Origin of the sequence: Roseomonas nitratireducens (assembly GCF_017813355.1) — a bacterium.
Classification (GTDB): Bacteria; Pseudomonadota; Alphaproteobacteria; order Acetobacterales; family Acetobacteraceae; genus Neoroseomonas; species Neoroseomonas nitratireducens.
In genome coordinates, this window is the sequence record NZ_JAGIYZ010000001.1 from 331,875 (window position 1) to 350,653 (window position 18,779).

General features: G+C 70.8%; 18 protein-coding genes. 10 read left to right on the plus strand and 8 right to left on the minus strand.

Translation table 11 applies throughout. From position 1 onward, the window contains the following. Window positions 1-24 precede the first annotated feature (24 nt). Window positions 25-1,044 (minus strand): NAD-dependent epimerase, encoded by a 1,020-nt coding sequence (locus J5Y09_RS01500; protein ID WP_209349938.1) that lies wholly within the window; start codon window positions 1,042-1,044, stop codon window positions 25-27. Window positions 1,045-1,068: 24 nt separating this feature from the next. After that, a complete protein-coding gene (locus J5Y09_RS01505; RefSeq protein ID WP_245216728.1) occupies window positions 1,069-2,340 on the minus strand; it encodes a nucleotide sugar dehydrogenase in 1,272 nt (423 codons plus the stop codon). A gap of 438 nt (window positions 2,341-2,778) precedes the next feature. On the opposite strand from J5Y09_RS01505, the gene gmd reads away from it, so the two are divergent. The 10 genes from gmd to J5Y09_RS01555 all read left to right on the plus strand — a co-directional run bounded on the left by gmd (window position 2,779) and on the right by J5Y09_RS01555 (window position 11,532). Then, window positions 2,779-3,852 carry a GDP-mannose 4,6-dehydratase gene (gene gmd / locus J5Y09_RS01510; protein WP_209349940.1) on the plus strand — a complete coding sequence of 358 codons (1,074 nt, stop codon included), beginning with the start codon at window positions 2,779-2,781 and terminating at the stop codon, window positions 3,850-3,852. After that, complete coding sequence (locus tag J5Y09_RS01515; RefSeq protein ID WP_342451374.1) at window positions 3,842-4,819, plus strand: GDP-L-fucose synthase family protein; 978 nt, start codon at window positions 3,842-3,844, stop codon at window positions 4,817-4,819. The genes gmd and J5Y09_RS01515 overlap by 11 nt, the downstream gene beginning before the upstream one ends. After that, complete coding sequence (locus J5Y09_RS01520; protein ID WP_209349941.1) at window positions 4,803-5,018, plus strand: hypothetical protein; 216 nt, start codon at window positions 4,803-4,805, stop codon at window positions 5,016-5,018. Before J5Y09_RS01515 ends, J5Y09_RS01520 begins: the two co-directional genes overlap by 17 nt. A 59-nt stretch (window positions 5,019-5,077) precedes the next feature. Continuing rightward, window positions 5,078-6,139 carry a dTDP-glucose 4,6-dehydratase gene (rfbB, locus tag J5Y09_RS01525; RefSeq protein WP_209349942.1) on the plus strand — a complete coding sequence of 354 codons (1,062 nt, stop codon included), beginning with the start codon at window positions 5,078-5,080 and terminating at the stop codon, window positions 6,137-6,139. Next, complete coding sequence (gene rfbA, locus J5Y09_RS01530; protein WP_209349943.1) at window positions 6,136-7,017, plus strand: glucose-1-phosphate thymidylyltransferase RfbA; 882 nt, start codon at window positions 6,136-6,138, stop codon at window positions 7,015-7,017. The genes rfbB and rfbA overlap by 4 nt, the downstream gene beginning before the upstream one ends. Before the next feature lie 10 nt (window positions 7,018-7,027). Continuing rightward, a complete protein-coding gene (rfbC, locus tag J5Y09_RS01535; protein ID WP_209349944.1) occupies window positions 7,028-7,588 on the plus strand; it encodes a dTDP-4-dehydrorhamnose 3,5-epimerase in 561 nt (186 codons plus the stop codon). Further along, window positions 7,588-8,475, plus strand: a complete 888-nt coding sequence (gene rfbD, locus J5Y09_RS01540; RefSeq protein ID WP_209349945.1) for a dTDP-4-dehydrorhamnose reductase — start codon at window positions 7,588-7,590, stop codon at window positions 8,473-8,475. Before rfbC ends, rfbD begins: the two co-directional genes overlap by 1 nt. Further along, on the plus strand, window positions 8,472-9,236 hold the full coding sequence (locus J5Y09_RS01545) for an SGNH/GDSL hydrolase family protein (protein ID WP_209349946.1): 765 nt from the start codon (window positions 8,472-8,474) through the stop codon (window positions 9,234-9,236). The genes rfbD and J5Y09_RS01545 overlap by 4 nt, the downstream gene beginning before the upstream one ends. A gap of 423 nt (window positions 9,237-9,659) precedes the next feature. Continuing rightward, entirely contained in the window at window positions 9,660-11,045 is a 1,386-nt protein-coding gene (locus J5Y09_RS01550) for a leucyl aminopeptidase family protein (protein WP_209349947.1), read from the plus strand. A gap of 79 nt (window positions 11,046-11,124) precedes the next feature. Continuing rightward, the gene (locus tag J5Y09_RS01555; protein ID WP_209349948.1) at window positions 11,125-11,532 is read left to right on the plus strand and encodes a MarR family transcriptional regulator; all 408 of its coding nucleotides are present in this window, start codon (window positions 11,125-11,127) and stop codon (window positions 11,530-11,532) included. A 48-nt stretch (window positions 11,533-11,580) separates the two neighbouring features. On the opposite strand, the gene J5Y09_RS01560 is transcribed toward J5Y09_RS01555, so the two are convergent. From J5Y09_RS01560 to J5Y09_RS01585, 6 genes are all read right to left on the minus strand, one after another. Then, window positions 11,581-12,513, minus strand: a complete 933-nt coding sequence (locus J5Y09_RS01560; RefSeq protein ID WP_209349949.1) for a 2-hydroxyacid dehydrogenase — start codon at window positions 12,511-12,513, stop codon at window positions 11,581-11,583. 1 nt (window position 12,514) lies between these two features. Further along, complete coding sequence (locus tag J5Y09_RS01565) at window positions 12,515-12,982, minus strand: hypothetical protein (protein ID WP_209349950.1); 468 nt, start codon at window positions 12,980-12,982, stop codon at window positions 12,515-12,517. Between the two features lie 169 nt (window positions 12,983-13,151). Further along, a complete protein-coding gene (locus J5Y09_RS01570; RefSeq protein ID WP_209349951.1) occupies window positions 13,152-14,759 on the minus strand; it encodes an ABC transporter ATP-binding protein in 1,608 nt (535 codons plus the stop codon). Then, on the minus strand, window positions 14,756-15,799 hold the full coding sequence (locus J5Y09_RS01575) for an ABC transporter permease (protein ID WP_209349952.1): 1,044 nt from the start codon (window positions 15,797-15,799) through the stop codon (window positions 14,756-14,758). The genes J5Y09_RS01570 and J5Y09_RS01575 overlap by 4 nt, the downstream gene beginning before the upstream one ends. Continuing rightward, window positions 15,796-16,911, minus strand: a complete 1,116-nt coding sequence (locus J5Y09_RS01580) for a microcin C ABC transporter permease YejB (protein WP_209349953.1) — start codon at window positions 16,909-16,911, stop codon at window positions 15,796-15,798. The genes J5Y09_RS01575 and J5Y09_RS01580 overlap by 4 nt, the downstream gene beginning before the upstream one ends. Before the next feature lie 7 nt (window positions 16,912-16,918). Beyond that, window positions 16,919-18,778, minus strand: coding sequence for an extracellular solute-binding protein (locus J5Y09_RS01585; protein ID WP_209349954.1), 1,860 nt, complete (start codon window positions 18,776-18,778; stop codon window positions 16,919-16,921). Between the last annotated feature and the right edge of the window lies 1 nt (window position 18,779).

Here is an 18,779-nt window from a genome sequence, read left to right on the forward strand (position 1 = left end):
GTCACGTCAAGGTTGGAGGCCGGGTCACACCCGGTAGTAGTCCCGGTACCAGTCGACGAAGGCCTGCACGCCCGTCTTCACCGGTGTCGTCGGCCGATAGCCTGTCGCCGCTTCCAGCCTGCTGACGTCCGCACAGGTATCGGGCACGTCGCCGGGCTGCAAGGGCAGATATTCCTTGATGGCCTTGACGCCGAGCGCATCCTCGATCGCCTCGATATAGGCCAGCAGCGGCACCGGGGTGCTGTTGCCGATGTTGTAGACCCGGTAGGGCGCGTTCGAGGTCGCGATGTCCGCCTTGGCGGGGTTCCAGGACGGATCCGGCGCGGCGACCGCGTCGGACGCGCGGATCACGCCCTCGGCGATGTCCTCCACATAGGTGAAGTCGCGGGTATGGTTGCCGCCGTTGAACAGCTTGATCGGCTTGCCTTCGATCATGTTCTTGGTGAACAGGAACAGCGCCATGTCGGGCCGTCCCCAGGGTCCGTAGACCGTGAAGAAGCGCAGTCCCGTGGTCGGCAGGCCGAACAGATGGCTGTAGGAATGCGCCATCAGCTCATTGGCGCGCTTGGTGGCCGCGTAGAACTGCAGCGGGTGGCCGACGCCGTCATTCTCGCTGAAGGGCAGGGCGGTCGAGGCGCCGTAGACGCTGGAGGTCGAGGCATATGTCAGATGCGGCACCTGCGCATGGCGACAGGCTTCCAGCATGTTGGTGAAGGCGACGATGTTGGCCTGCACATAGTCGTGGGGGTGAGTGATGCTGTGGCGCACCCCCGCCTGAGCGGCGAGGTGGATGACGCGGTCGAACTTGTGGGCAGCGAACAGGTCCGCCACCACCTTGCCGTCGGCGAGGTCGCCGCGCACGAAGTTCCAGCTGCCCTGCCTGGCGTCCTTGCCGATCAGCGCCAGCCGCGCCTCCTTGAGCAGCGGGTCGTAGTAGCTGTTCACCGAGTCGATGCCCGTGACGATGTCGCCGCGCGCCAGCAGCTTGCGGCAGACATGCGACGCGATGAATCCGGCCGCGCCTGTGACGAGCACCTTTTGCATCAATTTCTTCCCCGCACGACGCCGTCAGAGGCGGCCGTCGCTCGCCGATTTGTCGAACATGCCCTTCACGTCGAAGAACACCGCATTGTCCTTGCCGAAACCGCGCAGCCGCGCGGCGCCGAGCTCGGCGAAGTCGCGATGCGCCACCGCCACGATGACACCGTCATAGGCGCCGGCGGCCGGCATGGCGGAGAGCGGCTCCAGCCCGAACTCCGCACGGGCCTCCTCGGCATCCACCCAGGGGTCGTAGGCATCGACGGCCACGCCGTATTCGCGCAACTCGCTGATGATGTCGATGACCCGCGAATTGCGGATGTCCGGGCAATTCTCCTTGAACGCGAGCCCGAGGATCAGCACGCGGCCGCCCTGGATCAGCAGGCGGCGCTTGAGCATCAGCTTGGCGACGCGTTCGGCGACCACGGACCCCATGGAATCGTTGACCCGGCGACCGGCCAGGATCACCTCGGGGTGGTAGCCCATCTCCTGGGCGCGATGGGTGAGGTAGTAGGGGTCCACGCCGATGCAGTGGCCGCCGACGAGCCCGGGCGTGAAGCGCAGGAAATTCCACTTCGTGCCGGCCGCTGCGAGCACCTCGTTGGTGTCCAGCCCGAGCCGGTGGAAGATGATGGACAGCTCGTTCATCAGCGCGATGTTGAGGTCGCGCTGCGTATTCTCGATCACCTTCGCCGCTTCGGCCACCTCGATCGAGGCTGCCTTGTAGGTCCCGGCCGTGACGATGCTGGCATACAACGCATCGATCGCCTCGGCGGCTTCCGGCGTCGACCCGCTCGTGACCTTGACGATGTCGGGGAGGCGGCGCTGGGCGTCACCCGGATTGATGCGCTCCGGGCTGTAGCCGACATAGAAGTCGCGGTTGAAGACGAGCCCGGAGACCTTCTCGAGGATGGGCACGCAGATTTCACGCGTGCAGCCGGGGAAGACCGTCGATTCGTAGATCACCACCGCGCCGCGCTTCATGGCCTGACCGACCGTGCGGGAGGCCGCCTCGACAAGGCCGAGATCCGGCCGATTGGCCTTGTCGATCGGCGTCGGCACCGCGACAATGAAGATACCGCAGGTCGCCAGATCGGCCATGTCGGAGGAGTAGGAGAGGTGGCTCGCTGCGGCGAGCTCCTCGGGGGTGCATTCGCGGGTGTGGTCTGTCCCGGCCCTGAGTTCGGCGACGCGGCCGCGCGAGATGTCGAAGCCGAGGGTTGGCCTGCGCTTGCCGAATTCAACCGCCAGCGGCAGCCCGACGTAACCCAAACCCAGAACCGCGATCCGGCTGTTCGTCAAGTCCATAAGCTCAAAGCCTCACGCTGAAGCCGGGCTTGTTAGACTCTTTCCGACACGGCTAGCAAGGTCAGCGCTCGGAAGGCCAAGCCTCCTCAGAGCCTTGTTTGGACGGCCCCTTCGACGCCAGGTCGGTTTGCCGTTCGGCGCCGCGGTCGGGTGCGGTCATGTGCTCGGCCTGTCTATGCGGCCCCCGACCGTGCCGCGCCCGGTGCAGGCGGGGCGCTCGGCGAAGACCTGGCTCCTGGAGGTCCTGCCCCCCGCCGGCGATCCGCCTGATCAGTGCCGTAATGCAGGCATTGCGGCGCCTGGTCGGGTACCGCGGATGACGCCGCCGGCCGTGATTGGACGGTCCACCCGCCCGCGCTGTATCCCGCATGAGTCCCTGAGCGCCGTTCCGCCCGCGCATCGTCGCCCGGCGGCACCATCGGAAGGAAGCAGATGTCGCGTCAACGCAAGGTCGCCCTCGTCACCGGGATCACCGGCCAGGACGGTTCCTACCTCGCCGAGTTGCTGCTCGCGAAGGGCTACGAGGTGCACGGCATCAAGCGCCGTTCCTCCTCCTTCAACACGGGCCGGGTCGACCACCTGTACCGCGACAGGCACGAGCCCGGCGGCGCCTCCTTCGCCCTGCACTACGGCGACCTGACGGATGCGACGAACCTGATCCGCATCCTCGCCCAGGTGCAGCCGACCGAGATCTACAACCTCGGCGCCCAGAGCCACGTTGCCGTGTCCTTCGAGACGCCTGAATACACCGCGAATTCCGACGCGCTCGGCACGCTCCGCATGCTCGAGGCGATCCGCATCCTCGGCATGGAGAAGGCGACGCGCTTCTACCAGGCCTCGACCTCCGAACTCTACGGCAAGGCGCAGGCCGTGCCGCAGGACGAGACGACGCCCTTCTACCCGCGCAGCCCCTACGCGGCGGCGAAGCTCTATGCCTACTGGATCGTGGTGAACTACCGGGAGGCCTACGGCATCCACGCCTCCAACGGCGTGCTGTTCAACCACGAAAGCCCCCGCCGCGGCGAAACCTTCGTCACGCGCAAGATCACGCGTGCCGTCGCCGCCATCAGCCTCGGCAAGCAGGAGTGCCTCTGGCTCGGGAACCTCGACGCGCGGCGCGACTGGGGCCATGCGAGGGATTTCGTCGAGGGCATGTGGCGCATCCTCCAGCAGGAGACTGCGGACGACTACGTCCTCGCCACGGGGGAGACCCACACGGTCCGCCACTTCTGCGACCTCGCCTTCGGGGAGGCCGGCATGGCGCTCGAATGGCGCGGGCAGGGGGTGGAGGAGGTCGGCATCGACAAGGCCACGGGCCGCGTCGTGGTGCGCGTCGATCCCATCTATTTCCGCCCGACCGAGGTCGAGCTGCTGATCGGCAACCCGGCCAAGGCGAAGCGCGTGCTCGGCTGGTCGCACACGGTGAAGCTGCCGGAGCTGGTCTCCGAGATGGTCGCCTCCGACCTCGCGCTGATGCGCGGGGAGTCCGGCCCCGATGATGGATGACGCCGCGCCCGCGACGCCGTCCGAGGTCTTCGCGCTCGCCGGCGCGCGGATCTATGTGGCGGGCCATCGCGGCATGGTGGGCTCTGCCTGCGCGCGGCGCCTCGCGGCGCTCGGCGCCGAGGTGCTGACCTCCGACCGCGCCACGGTCGACCTCCGCCGCCAGGCGGAGGTGGAGGCCTTCATGGCGCGGACGAAGCCGGACGCCGTCGTGGTCGCCGCCGCCAAGGTGGGGGGGATCCTCGCCAACGACACGCTGCCGGCCGAGTTCCTCTACGACAACCTGATGATCGAGGCGAACCTGGTCGAGGCGGCGCACCGCGCCGGCGTCAACCGGATGCTCTTCCTCGGGTCCTCCTGCATCTATCCGCGGGAAGCCGCGAACCCGATCGGCGAGGACGCGCTGCTGACCGGCCCGCTCGAGAGCACCAACGAGTGGTACGCCATCGCCAAGATCGCCGGCATCAAGCTGTGCCAGGCCTACCGCAAGCAGCACGGGCGCGACTACATCGCCGCCATGCCGTGCAACCTCTATGGCCCCGGCGACTATTTCCACCCCGAGCTCAGCCACGTCATCCCCGCCCTGCTGCAGCGCTTCCACGCCGCCGCGCGGGAAGGGGCCGAGGTCGTGACCTGCTGGGGCACCGGCCGCCCGCGGCGCGAGTTCATGCATGTGGACGACGTGGCCGATGCCTGCGCCTTCCTGCTGCGCCACTATTCCGGCGAGGGGCACCTCAACATCGGCACGGGCAGCGACATCACCATCGCCGAGCTCGCCAACGGGATCGCCCGCGTCACCGGATTCGCCGGCCGGATCGACTGGGACACCTCCAGGCCCGACGGCACGATGCTGAAGCGCATGGACGTCGCCCGCATCAACGCCATGGGCTGGCGCGCGCGAATCGGCCTCCGCGAGGGGCTCGAAGGCACCTATCGCTGGTTCCTCGACCAGCGTGAGGTCCGGCACTGACCGCGCCGCCTATCGGCGCTGGCATGCCTGGGCGGCGGGCTACCGGGCGGCGGTGCTGGCGCGGCGGGGTCAGGCGGGCGCGGCGCTCGGCGTCGCCGCGGCGGCCTTCGGGCGGGATGCACTGTGGCCCGCGCGCTTCCTCGCCCAGGCGGCGGGTCATTTGGCTGGCCGGGCGGGGCGGCGCGGCGCCGCTGTCTAGATGCTGCCGCTTTGGTTCCGTATTGCTGGGCGCCTGACCAGCCTCGGACCCCTCCCGGCATGACCCTTCTGATCACCGGCGGCTTCGGCTTCATCGGCTCGGCCGTGATGCGCCGCCTGCTCTCGACCTCGGACGAGGTCGTCGTGAACCTCGACCGCATGACCTACGCGGCGAGCCCGGAGAGCCTCGGCGACTGGCTGCGCCATCCGCGCCATGTCCATGTGCAGGCCGACATCTGCGACCCGGGCGCGGTGCGGCAGGTCTTCGCCACGCACCGGCCGACCCGCGTGATGCACCTCGCGGCCGAATCGCATGTCGACCGCTCGATCGACGGCCCGGCGGAATTCATCCGCACCAACGTGGTCGGCACGCAGGTCCTGCTGGAAGCCGCGCGGGAACACTGGGCGGCGCTCGACGCGGCGGGGAAGGGCGCGTTCCGCTTCCACCACGTCTCGACGGACGAGGTGTTCGGCTCGCTCGAAAGCCGCGACGACCCGCCCTTCGACGAACATACGCGCTACGACCCGCGCAGCCCCTATTCGGCCTCCAAGGCGGCGTCCGATCATCTCGTGCGGGCCTGGCAGCACACCTACGGGATGCCGACCTTCGTCACCAACACGACGAACAACTACGGGCCCTGGCAGTTCCCGGAAAAGCTGATTCCACTCGTCGCGCTGAACGCGCTCGAGGGCCGGCCGCTGCCGGTCTATGGCGATGGATCGAACATCCGCGACTGGATCCATGTCGAGGACCATGCGGAAGCGCTGGTGCTCGCCCTGTTCCGCGGCGTGCCGGGGGCGACCTATTGCCTCGGCCCGCGGCAGGAACGCACGAATCTCGAGGTGGTGCGCGCCATCTGCGCCACGCTCGACCGGCTCCGCCCCGACCCGGCCGGCCCGCGGGAGAGGCTGATAACCTTCGTGAAGGACCGGCCGGGGCATGATTTCCGCTACGCGATGGACCCCTCCGGCGCGGAGGCCGCCCTCGGCTGGCGCGCCCGCCGCGATTTCGAGACCGGATTGACGGAAACCATCGCCTGGTATCTGGATCACGAGGCCTGGTGGCGGCCGATCCGGGAGAAGCGCTATGCGGGCCAGCGGCTCGGGGGTGTGAAGGCGTGAAGGGCATTCTGCTCGCCGGCGGGTCCGGCACGAGGCTGCATCCGATGACGCTCGCCGCGTCGAAGCAGCTGCTGCCGGTGTACGACAAGCCGATGGTCTACTACCCGCTGGGCACGCTGATGCTGGCGGGCATCCGGGACATCCTGCTGATCTCCACGCCCGCCGACCTGCCGGCCTTCCGCCGCCTGCTGGGCGACGGGTCGCAGTTCGGCGTCGCCATCTCCTACGCCGAGCAGCCGCGGCCCGAGGGCATCGCCCAGGCCTTCCAGATCGGCGCCGACTGGATCGGGGGGGAGGCCTGCGCGCTCGCGCTCGGCGACAACATCATCTACGGCGACGGCCTGCCCGTGCAGCTCCAGGCCGCCGCGCGCCGCGCCCTGGAAGGGGAGGCGACGATCTTCGGCTACCGCGTCGCCGACCCCGAACGCTACGGCGTCGCGGAATTCGACGCCGAGGGGCGGGTGCTCTCGATCGAGGAGAAGCCCGCGCAGCCGAAATCCGACTGGGCGGTGATCGGGCTGTACTTCTACGACAAGCGCGTCACGGCGCTGGCGCGCGACCTCGCCCCCTCCGGGCGCGGGGAACTCGAGATCACCGACCTCAACAAGGTCTATCTCGGCCTGGGGTCGCTGCGCGCCGAGCAGATGGGCCGCGGCTGCGCCTGGCTCGATGCCGGCACGCCGGGCTCGCTGCTGCAGGCCGCGCTCTTCGTGCAGACGGTGCAGGACCGCCAGGGGCTGCAGGTCGGTTGCCCGGAGGAGATCGCCTTCCGCATGGGCTTCATCGACGCCGCCGCGCTGGCCGACCGTGCCGCGGCGCTCGGCAAGACCGCCTATGGCGCCTATCTGCGCGGGCTCGCGGAAGGCCGGCTGACGTGATCCGCGGCGGATGAAGGCGACGCCGCTCGAACTTCCGGGCCTGCTGCTGCTGGACCCCGTCCGGCACGGCGATGCGCGCGGCTTCTTCAGCGAGGTCTGGTCGCGCCGCGCGCTCGCCGCCATCGGGCTCGAGATCGACTTCGTGCAGGACAACCACGCGCATTCGGCCGAGGCGGGCGTGCTGCGCGGGCTGCATTTCCAGCGCCCGCCCTCCGCCCAGGGCAAGCTGATCCGCGTCGCGCGCGGCGCCATCCTCGACGTGGTGGTGGACCTGCGGCAGGGCTCGCCCGGCTACGGCAAGGCCGCGACGGTCGAGCTTTCCGCCGCGAACTGGCGCCAGCTCTGGGTGCCGCGCGGCTTCGCGCATGGCTACCTGACGCTCGAGCCGGACACCGAGGTGCTCTACAAGACCGACGCCTATTACGACCGCGCGGCCGATGCGGGCATCCTGTGGAACGACCCCGCGCTCGGCATCGACTGGCCGGTCGCCGCACCCATCCTGTCGGAGAAGGACCGCGCCGCGCCGCGGCTGGCGGACATCCCGCCGCCCTTCCCGCCGGGGTCCTGGTGATGCGGCGCGTCCTCGTCACCGGGCGCGGGGGCCAATTGGCGACGGGGCTCGCCGATGCGCTGCCGGCCCTGGGGTTCGAGCCGATCCTGGTGGGCCAGCCGGAGTTCGAGTTCGACGCGCCGGACAGCGTCGCCGCCGCCTTCGCCGACGCGCGGCCTGACGCGGTGGTGAACTGCGCGGCCTGGACGGCGGTGGACGCGGCGGAGGAACAGGAAGCCTCGGCCTTCCGTGCCAACGCGCTGGGCCCGGCGATGGTGGCGCGGCTCTGCGAGCAGGCCGGCATCCCGCTGCTGCACGTCTCGACCGACTATGTCTTCGACGGGCGCAAGGGCGCGCCCTATGTCGAGACGGACGCGCCCAACCCGCTCGGCGCCTATGGGCGGACCAAGCTCGCCGGGGAATGGGCGGCGCTGGCCGGCAACCCGCGGACCATCGTGCTGCGCACCGCCTGGGTCTTCGCGCCGATGGGCGCGAACTTCGTGCGCACCATGCTGCGCGTCGGCGCCGAACGGCCCGAATTGCGCGTGGTGGCGGACCAGCGGGGCAGCCCGACCGCCGCGCCCGACCTGGCGGACGCCATCGCGGCCATGCTTGCCCGGCTGCGGGAGACAGGCTGGCGCGACGAGTATCGCGGCGTGACGCACGCGACCGGCGCCGGCTTCACCACCTGGCACGCCTTCGCCGAGGCGATCTTCGCCGCCGCCGCGCCCTTCGGCGGGCCGGCGCCGCGCGTCCTGCCGATCGCGACGGCCGACTATCCCACCAAGGCGATGCGCCCTGCGGATGGCCGGCTGGACACGGGCCGGCTCGCCGCGGTCTTCGGCGTGACGCTGCCGCCCTGGCAGGAAGGACTCGCGCGGGTGATGCGCGCGCTGCACGGCGCATGACGGGGCGGCGGGGCCTTCTCGGCGCCGGCCTGCTCGCGGCGCTGCTGCCGCGCGCGGGCGCCGCCGCGACGGACCCGGCCTGCCCCGCGGTCACGGCGCCGCCGATCGCCGCACCCCGCTTCGCCACGGCGATCCGTCAGGGGCGGACGCCGCGGATCGTCGCCTTCGGCTCCTCCTCCACCGCCGGCGCCGGGGCCTCGACGCCCTGGATGTCCTATCCCGCGCAACTCGAATCGCTGCTGCGCGCGGCGCTGCCGCGCCTCGGCGTCACCGTCCTGAACCGCGGCGTGGGCGGGGAGGATGCGGATGCGATGCTGATCCGGCTGGAGCGGGACGTGATCGCCGCCGCGCCCGACCTCGTGGTCTGGCAGGTCGGCGCGAACGCGGCGCTGCGCAGCATGGACAAGGCGGATTTCGACCGCTTCCTGCGGGCCGGGCTGGGGCGGATGCGCGCGGCCGGTATCGACGTGGTGCTGATGGACAACCAGCGCGCGCCGCGCATCGCCGCCCGGCCGGGGCACCGGGACTATGACGCGATGCTGGCCGGCGCGGCGGCCTCGGTGCCCGGCGTGACGCTGTTCTCGCGCGGGGCGCTGATGGATGGCTGGGCGGCGGCGGGGCTGCCCAACGCCGCCGCGCTGGTGGAGGACGGGCTGCACCACAACGACCACGGCTATCGCTGCCTGGCGCAGGCGCTGGCCGGGGCGCTGCTGGCGGGTGCGGGCGTGCAGGGCGCCGCGCAGGGCATGGCGCTGCGATAGCGCGACGGGCCTTTCGGGGCCCGCGACCTCCTGGTGTGCGGACATCGCCTCCTGCCGCGCGGCCGGATCGTGCCGCGGCGAGATGGGTCGGATGCCCCAATGACGACTGCCGGCGAGCCGTCCCGGCGGCCCTGATCTGGGCACCGACGACACGCGAAGTTTTGAATGCCGGAGGGTGTGGCCGGGGCGAGTCCCGACTCGCTGCGAGCCTATCTGGCCGTTTCGAAATAGCACAAATTCGTGATCGGTAACCTCTGAATTTCTCACAAACGTCTGATAGCGCTTGATTTCTTGATGGAATGCATTCCATTCATATCACGTGTTCGTGATAATCGCGGCGGATTCCGTTGATCTTCCGTAGCAAATCAGCGATGTAAATTTCTCGTGAGGCCGCGCCGGGTGGCCTCCCTGGGGAGCTTTGTCATGCTCGAGGGCCTGTCGGCCAGAGCGATCGGGGCCCTGCCGCTCCACGCGGTCAGGCCCGATGGCGTGCCCGACTTCCTCGCCGCCCTGCCCCCCGCCACCGCCGCCTTCCTGCGTGGCGTCGGATTCGCCGGAAAGGCCGGCGAGATCGGCCTGCTCCCCGGCGCGGACGGACTCGCCGGGGCGGTGGTGGGCCTCGGCCCCGATGGCGGACCCTGGCCTTTCGGCGGCCTGCCCCGCGGCCTGCCCGCCGGCACGGCCTGGCGGCTTGCCCCCGGCCCGCAGGATCCCGCCGATGCGACGCTCGGCTGGGCGCTCGGTGCCTACCGGTCCCGCCGGCACAAGGCCGGCGCCGCGCCCGCTATCCTCGAAGTGCCGGAGGATGCCGGCGCCGCCGTGATGATGGCCGAGGCCATCTGCGCCGCGCGCGACCTGATCAACGCCCCGGCCGCCGATCTCGGCCCCGCCGAACTCGCGGACGCTGTCGCCGCGCTTGCCGCCCGCCATGGCGCCGGCTGCGAGATCGTCGCCGGCGAGTGCCTCGACCAGGGCTTCCCGGCCGTCGCCGCGGTCGGCGCCGGCAGCCCGCGCGCCCCGCGCGTCGCAGCCCTGCGCTGGACCGGCGATCCGAACGGGCCGCTGGTCGCGCTCTGCGGCAAGGGCGTGTGCTTCGACACCGGCGGGCTCGACCTCAAGCCGTCCTCCGGCATGCTGCGGATGAAGAAGGACATGGGCGGCGCCGCCGTCGTGCTCGCCGTGGCCGAGATGGTCATGCGCAGCGCGCTGCCCTGCCGCCTGCTCGTGCTCGTCGGCGCGGTGGAGAACGCCGTCTCCGGCACCGCGATGCGTCCGCTCGACGTGCTGCGCACCCGCAAAGGGCTGAAGGTCGAGGTCGGCAACACCGACGCCGAGGGGCGGCTCGTGCTCGCCGACCTGATCGCCTACGCGGCGGAACAGTCGCCGGCGATGATCCTCGACTGCGCGACGCTGACGGGCGCGGCGCGCGTCGCCCTCGGGCCCGACCTGCCGGCGTTGTTCAGCAACGACGACGCGCTGGCCGAGCGGCTGCTCGCCTGCGGCCGCGCCGAGCGCGACCCTATGTGGCGGCTGCCGCTGCACGACGGCTACGACTCGTGGCTCGACACCCAGGGCGCCGATCTTTCCAACGTGTCCGGCAAGCCGATGGCCGGCGCCGTCGTCGCCGCGCTGTTCCTGCGCCGCTTCGTCCCCGCCGGCACGCCCTGGGCGCATCTCGACCTCTATGCCTGGAACGACGCGACCCGTCCCGGCCGCCCCGAGGGCGGCGAGGCGCAATGCGCCCGCGCGCTGCACGCGCTGATCGCGGATGTCGCCGCCGACCCCGCCCACCGGGCGATGGCCGCATGACCGGCCCCGCCCCGCAATGCCCGCCACGGGCACAACCCGGGCGGTCGCGCCGCCCCTAGAAGCAACGAAGGACAAGCACATGACCAGCCAGGCCAACCCAGACCAGCAGATCGCCATCCTGCGCGAGACGATCGTGGCGCTCGTGCGCAGCGACGGACCCGACCTGTCCGCCCGCCAGCTCGCGGTGTTGCTGACGGTCTACCTCAGCGAGGGTCCGCACACCGTCCGCGGCCTGGCCGCCGACCTCAACGTCTCGAAGCCCGCGATCACGCGCGCGCTCGACCGGCTGGGCGAGCTCGACCTGGCGCGCCGCAAGGTCGATCCGGCGGATCGCCGCAGCGTGCTCGTGCAGCGCACGCCCAAGGGCAGCACCTTCCTGCGCGACCTGCGCAGCGTGATGTCCGAGGCGGTGAAGGGCACGGCCGAGGCGCGCATCCTGCCCGCGCAGGGCAATGGCGAGCCGGCCCCCGCGCTGCGCGCGGTGTAGTCCCGGCTGCACCTTTCCCGGGCGCGGATCGGCCGCGCCCGGGCCTTCTCAGTAGCCTGCCGCGAAGTCGACGAGGTTGATCAGCGGCCGCCCCTCGCGCGCGCGGTGGATGTTCTCGACCACCTGCGGCGCGGCGGAGGATGGAATGGTGATGCTCGCCGCATGCGGCGTGAGGATCACCTTCGGATGCGCCCAGAACGGGCTGTCGGCGGGCAGGGGCTCGGGCTCGAACACGTCCAGCGCCGCGCCGGCCAGGTGACCGGCATCGAGCGCCGCCAGCACGTCCGCCGCCACCATGTGCCCGCCGCGCGCCGCGTTCAGCAGGAAGCCGCCCGGCTTCATCGCGCCGATCAGCCGCGCATCGATCACGCCGCGCGTCTCGGGCGTCAGCGGCAGCAGGCAGACCAGCATGTCCGCCTTGGCCGCCATGGCCATCAGGCCGTCCGCGCCGTGGAAGCTCTCCACGCCCGGCACCTGCTTCGGCCGGCGCGACCAGCCCATCACCGGAAAGCCGAGCGCCACCAGCGCGCGCGCCGCGTCGCTGCCGAGTTCGCCGAGGCCGAGGATGCCGATGCGCCGGGCCGAGGTCTCGGGCGCCGGCAATTCGAACCACACGCGCCGTGCCTGCTGGTCGCGATATTCCGGGTCCTGCCGGTGGAAGCGCAGCACGTTCAGCAGCACCCATTCCGTCATGCCCTGCGTCAGGCGCGTATCGAGCAGCCGCGCGACCGGCACGCCGGGCGGCGGCCCGGGCGGGCGGAACAGGTGGTCCACGCCCGCGCCCATCGACACGATGACGCGGAGGTTCGGGTAGCGGCGCAGCTCCATCATGTCGTGCGCCGTCCAGACCACCGCGGCCTCGATGTCCGCGGGTTCGCCCGCATCGGGAAAGAGGCGGATCTCCAGCGACGGGTCGACGGCCAGAAGCGCCGCCTTCCAGTCCTGCATGGTGTGCGCCTTGGTCGAAAGCAGGACGGCCATCTCAGGCGCTCCCCTTCAGGTCGTTGTCGATCGCGGTGACGAAGTCCCGCCATGGGTTGCGCGCCGTCGCCGCGCGCTCCGTCCCGTCCGGCATCTTCGCGTAGAGGCTGAGCACGCCCTTCGCCCAGAGCGCGTCGAAATGCGCCGGTGATTGCAGGACATAGGCCGCGGTGCGGTCGAAGACGCCGTCCTTCACCTTCGGCATCACCTTGTAGAACCACCACCAGCAGCCGATCGCGAGCACGACGGTGCCGGCCCAGGCGCCGCCCTGCTCGGCGCCCATCGCGGCGAAGGGCGCCCCGCCCCAGCGCAGCGCGGCGAAGGAGGTCAGCAGGATCAGCCCCGCCGGCCAGACATTCTCCCAGCTGCGGTACACCGGCGAGCCCGGCGAGTTCATCTTACGGATATGCACGCCGAGCTTGACCTGCTCGGCATCCATCAGCCGCTTGAGCGTCTCGATCTCGGTCACGTTTACTTGCCCTCAGACGGCGGGCGCCGGCCATCCGGCCGGCTTCCCTTCGCGCCGAGCGCTGGCGCGCCCAGCGCGGCGGGCGGTCTGGGCGCGGTCGCGCTTCGCGCTCGCGGATCGCGCGGCGCGCGATCCGAAGGGTGTGCGTCGCGTGCCGGGCGGGCGCGCATCATGTGCGCAGCCCGGGGGCGGCCTCGGTGCGGAGGTCGAAGGCGGCGGCCATCAGGGCGCGCGTGTAGGCTTCCCGCGGCGCGGCGACAAGCCGGGCGGCCTCCCCTTCCTCCACCACGCGGCCGTCCTTCAGCACGACGATCCGGTGCGCCATGGCGCGGACCACGCGCAGGTCGTGCGAGATGAACAGGTAGGCCAGCCGGTGCTTGGCCTGCAGCGCGCGCAGCAATTCCACCACCTGCGCCTGCACGCTGACATCGAGCGCGGAGGTCGGCTCGTCCAGCACCAGGAAGCGCGGCTTGAGCACGAGTGCGCGTGCGATCGCGATGCGCTGGCGCTGCCCGCCGGAGAATTCATGCGGGTAGCGTTCCGCCATCGCGGGATCGAGGCCGACTTCCTCGAGCGCCGTCGCCACCGCCTTCTCCCGCGCTGCCGAGCCCAGGCCTGGCTCGTGCACGGCGAGCCCTTCGCCCACGATCTCGGCGACGCTCATGCGCGGGGACAGCGCGCCATAGGGGTCCTGAAAGACGATTTGCATGCGCCGACGCAGCGGGCGCAGCGCGGCGCGCGGCAGGCCCTGGATGGGCGTGCCCTCGAAGCGGATCGCGCCCGCGCTCTCCTCCAGCCGCAGCATCGCCAGGCCGAGCGTCGTCTTGCCCGAGCCCGATTCGCCGACCAGCCCGACCGTCTCGCCCTCATGCACCGTGACGGATACGCCATCGACCGCGCGCACATGGCCGACCACGCGGCGCAGCAGGCCGCGGCGGATCGGGAAATGCACGCGCACCTCCTCCCCGCGCATCACCTCGGCCGCGCCGTCGGCGACCGGCGGCGGCGCGCCGCGCGGCTCGGTCGCGATCAGCATGCGGGTATAGGGGTGCGCGGGCGCGGCGAAGATATCCGCGACGCGGCCCTGTTCCACCGCGTGCCCGTCCTTCATCACCACGATGCGGTCGGCGTGCTTCTTCACGATGTTCAGGTCGTGGGTGATGAGCAGCAGCGCCATGCCGAGGTCGCGCTTCAGCGTCTCGAGCAGTTCCAGGATCTGCGCCTGGATGGTGACGTCCAGCGCGGTGGTGGGTTCGTCCGCGATCAGCAGCTTCGGGTCGTTGGCGAGCGCGGCGGCGATCATCACGCGCTGGCGCTGCCCGCCGGACAATTGGTGCGGATAGGCGGCGAGCCGTTCCTCGGCATTGGGAAAGCCGGCGCGGCGCAGCAGCTCGATGACGCGCGCGCGCAGCGCCGCGCCGGCCATCGGGCGGTGCAGCGTGATCGCCTCGCCCACCTGGCGCTCGACCGTGTGCAGCGGGTTGAGCGAGGTCATGGGTTCCTGGAACACCATCCCCGCGACGCCGCCGCGCAGCCGCCGCAGCTCGGCTTCCGGTGCCGACAGGACCTCCGTCCCGTCGAGCAGGATGCGGCCCGCCGGATTGGCCCCCGCGCCGGGCAGCAGCCGCAGGCAGGACAGCGCGGTGACCGACTTGCCCGAGCCCGATTCGCCGACCAGCGCCACCGTCTCCCCGCGCTCGACGGCGAAGGAGACGCCCTCGACGACGCGCTTGGCGCCGAAGGCGACCGAGAGGTTCTCGACCGTGAGCAGCGTCATGTCCCGCCCCCGGGCAGCTTGCGCGGGTCGAAGGCGTCGCGCACCGCCTCCCCCACGAAGGTCAGCAGCGTCAGCATGGTGGCGAGCACGAAGAAGCCGGTCAGCGCGAGCCAGGGCGCGTTCAGGTTGTCCTTACCCTGGTTCACGAGTTCCCCGAGCGAGGGCGAGCCCGGCGGCAGGCCGAAGCCCAGGAAGTCGAGCGAGACGAGCACCGTGACGGACCCCGCCAGGATGAAGGGCAGGAAGGTGAGGGTGGCGACCATCGCGTTGGGCAGGATGTGGCGCACCATGATGCTGGCGTGGGAGACGCCGAGCGCGCGGGCCGCGCGCACGTAGTCGAGGTTGCGCCCGCGCAGGAATTCCGCCCGCACCACGCCGGTCAGCCCCATCCAGGAGAACAGCAGCAGGAAGGTCAGCAGCACCCAGAAGGAAGGCTCGATGACGCTGGCGAGGATGATCAGCAGATACAGTTGCGGCATGCCCGACCACAGCTCGATGAAGCGCTGGAAGTACAGGTCGATGGCGCCGCCGAAATAGCCCTGCACCGCGCCGGCGGCGATGCCGATGACGGAGCTGACGATCGTCAGCGTGAAGCCGAACAGCACTGATATGCGGAAGCCGTAGATCACGCGCGCGACCACGTCGCGCCCCTTGTCGTCGGTGCCGAGCCAGTTGCGCGCCGAAGGCGGCGCGGGCAGCGGGTGGTCCAGCCCGCGCACGACGGAGTAATGCGCGAAGCGCACCGGCGGCCAGACGGCCCAGCCGCCCGCGGCCTCGAAATCCTGCAGGAAGTCGCGGTCCTGCCAGAAGCCGCCCCCGGTCGGCAGCCCGTCCGGCACGATGTCCGTCTCGGCGTAGTCCACCAGCACGGGGAAGAACCATTGTCCGTTCGCGCGCGCGACCAGCGGGCGGTCATTGGCGATGAACTCCGCGAACAGGCAGAGCGTGAACAGGATGGCGAAGAGGATGGCGGAGACGTAGCCGCGCCGGTTGGCGCGGAAATTCGCGAGCCTGCGGCGCGTGAGCGGCGAGAGCTTCATCGCCGCGCCTCGAAGTCGATGCGGGGGTCCACCAGCGTGTAGGTGAAGTCGCTGATGATCTGCATCACGAGGCCGAGCAGCGTGAAGATGTACAGCGTGCCGAACATGATCGGGTAGTCGCGCCGCGTCGCCGCCTGGAAGCCGAGATAGCCGAGCCCGTCGAGCGAGAAGACGATCTCGATCAGCAGCGAGCCGGTGAACAGCATGCCGATGAAGGCCGCCGGGAAGCCCGCGATGATGATCAGCATCGCGTTGCGGAAGACGTGGCCGTACAGCACGCGATGTTCCGCCGCCCCCTTGGCGCGCGCGGTCACCACGTACTGCTTGCCGATCTCGTCCAGGAAGGAGTTCTTGGTCAGCATCGTCAGCCCGGCGAAGCCGCCGATGACGAGTGCGAGCGTCGGCAGCGCCATGTGCCAGGCGTAGTCGAGCGCGCGCTGCAGGAAGGGCAGGGACTCTGCGCCGGGCGAAGCCAGGCCGCGCAGCGGGAAGATCTGCAGGAAGGATCCGCCGGCGAACAGCACCACCAGCAGGATGGCGAAGAGGAAGCCCGGGATGGCGTAGCCCACCAGCACGATGCCGGATGTCGCGACGTCGAAGCGCGACCCGTCGCGCACCGCCTTGCGGATGCCGAGCGGGATCGAGATCAGGTAGATGATCAGCGTCGACCAGATGCCGAGCGAGACCGAGACCGGCATCTTTTCCAGGATCAGGTCGATCACCGGCCGGTCCTGGAAAAGCGAGCGCCCGAAATCGAAGGTGACGTAGCCCGTCAGCATCTCCCAGAAGCGGATATGGGCGGGCTTGTCGAAGCCGAAGGCGCGCTCGATCTCGGCGACGATGGCCGGGTCGAGGCCGCGCGCGCCGCGGTAGCTGCCGGCCGGCCCGCCGCCCGACTGCCCGCCCTGGTCGATGCCCGAGGGCATGCGCACGTCGCCCCCGCCTTCCCCCGTGATGCGCCCGAGCGTGGACTGACCCTCGCCGCGCAGCTCCGCCAGCATCTGCTCCACCGGCCCGCCGGGGGCGAACTGCACGACGGCGAAGTTGATGATCAGGATGCCGAGCAGCGTCGGCACCACCAGCAGCAGCCGGCGGAGAAGGTAGGCTCCCATGCGGCGCTTACGATCGCCGCGCCTGTTCCAGCGCGCGTTCGCGCGCCGGGTCGATCCACCAGGCCTGCGGGAAGCCGAGCCCGTAGCGCGGGTTGCGCTCCGGGCGGCCAAACTTGTCCCAGAAAGCCAGGCGGAAGGTGCGGCTGTGCCAGTGCGGCACGACGAAGTTGTGGTGCTGCAGCACGCGGTCCAGCGCGCGGGTGCGCGCGACCAGCTCCTCATAGTTCGGCGCGCCGATCACGAGTTCCACCAGCTCGTCGATCGCCGGGTCGGCGATGCCGGCGACGTTCTGGCTGCCGTTCTCCCGCGCCTTGGTCGATGTCCAGTAGTCGCGCTGCTCATTGCCCGGGGAGAAGCCCTGGCCCATGGAATCGACCGTCATGTCGTAGTCGAAGGCGTCGATGCGCACCTGGTACTGGGCGGGATCGACGGTGCGCACGCGCGCGGTGATGCCGACGCGGTCGAGCCACTGCACATAGGGCAGGGCCACGCGCTCGAAGGTCGCGCCCTGCAGCAGGATCTCGAACTCGAAGCGCTGGCCGGCCGCGTTCACCAGGCGCCGGTCGCGCACGGACCAGCCCGCTTCGCGCAGCAGGGCGAGCGCGCGGCGCGCGCCCTCCCGGTTGTTGCCCGACCCGTCGGTCACCGGCAGGCGGTATTCCTCGGTGAAGACGCTTTCCGGCACGCGGCCGCGATAGCCTTCCAGGATCGCACGCTCCCGCCCTTCCGGCAGGCCGCGCGCGGCGAAGTCGGAATTCGAGAAGAAGGAGGATGTGCGCGCATAGGCCCCGTAGAACAGGTTCGCGTTCATCCACTCGAAGTCGAACACCTCGATCAGCGCGCGGCGCACGCGCGCATCCTGGAACAGCGGGCGGCGCAGGTTGACGGCGAAGCACTGCATGCCCGTCGGGATCTCGTGCGGGATTTCCTCCCGCTTGACCAGATTGCGGCGCGCGGCGGGGAAGTCGTAGCCGGTCGCCCAGTCCCGCGCGACGTTCTCGGTGCGGAAGTCGATCTGCCCGGCCTTGAAGGCCTCGAAGGCCACGGTCGTGTCGCGGAAATACTCGTAGCGGATGGTGTCGAAGTTGTTCAGCCCGCGCCGCACGCCGAGGTCGCGCGCCCAGTAGTCCTCCACGCGGCGATAGACGGTGCTGCGGTTGGGCTCGAAGCGCTCGAGCCGGTAGGGGCCCGAGCCGAGCGGCACATCCAGCGAGGGCCGCGCGAAGTCGCGCCCTTCCCACCAATGCTTCGGCAGCACCGGCAGGTCGCCCAGGATCTGCGCCAGCTCGCGGTTCTCCGCCGTGCGGAAGCGGAAGGTGACGCGGCGGGGGCTTTCGGCCACCACCTCGGTCACGTCGGCCCAATAGGCGCGGAAGAAGGGGCGGCCCTGGGTGCGCAGCGCGTTGAAGGTGAAGACGACGTCCTCGGCCGTGACCGGCCGGCCATCATGCCAGCGCGCCGCCGCGCGCAGCTCGAAGGACACGCCGCGGCGGTCGGCGGGCAGTTCCACCGTCTCGGCGATGTGGCCGTATTCGGCCGTCGCCTCGTCCGGGTTGCCGGCCATCAGCGTGTCGTAGATCAGCCCGATCCCCGGGTCCGGCGTGCCGCGCAGGATGTAGGGGTTGAAGCTGTCGAAGGAGCCGAGGCGCGCGAGCACCGCCTCCCCCCCCTTCGGCGCGTCCGGGTTGGCCCAGGGCCAGTGGCGGAAATCCGCCGGCAGGGCGGGCGGGGCCAGCAGCGAGAGGGCGTGGGTGCGCACCACCTCCCCCGGCCGGTCGCCGCCGGCGGGCACCACCGCGCGCGCGCGGCGGGGGATGGCGGGAAGGGCGGCGAAGGCGCCGAGCGCCAGGAGGTCACGTCGCTGCATG